Origin of the sequence: Stenotrophomonas sp. SrG (assembly GCF_050031795.1) — a bacterium.
GTDB lineage: Bacteria > Pseudomonadota > Gammaproteobacteria > Xanthomonadales > Xanthomonadaceae > Stenotrophomonas > Stenotrophomonas rhizophila_A.
On record NZ_JBNBBE010000089.1, the window covers coordinates 1 to 309 of the forward strand.

General features: G+C 71.8%; 1 pseudogene. It reads left to right on the forward strand.

What is annotated here, in order from left to right:
- Positions 1-309, forward strand: a pseudogene (locus tag ACQG3P_RS19090) (LysR substrate-binding domain-containing protein); the annotation flags it as partial.

Sequence of the window (309 nt, forward strand, 5' to 3'; positions counted from 1 at the left end):
GCTGGAAGCACTGCTGGGCACGGTGCTGTTCTAGCGCCATGCCCGTGGCGTGCGCCTGACCGCCGAAGGCCGCCAGCTGGCCGACGCCGCCGCCGCCGCCCTGCGCGACACCAACGCCGTGGCCGGCAACCTGCACCCGCAGGCCGCTGTGGTGCCGCTGCGGATCACCACCCTGCGCTCGCTGTCGTACTGCTGGCTGGTGCCGCGCCTGCCGCGTTTCTCTCGCCTGCATCCGCGCATGCGGATCGAGCTACAGCCCAGCAGCGACCTGGTCCGCTTCGACGAGAACGGTCCGGAACTGGGCATCCG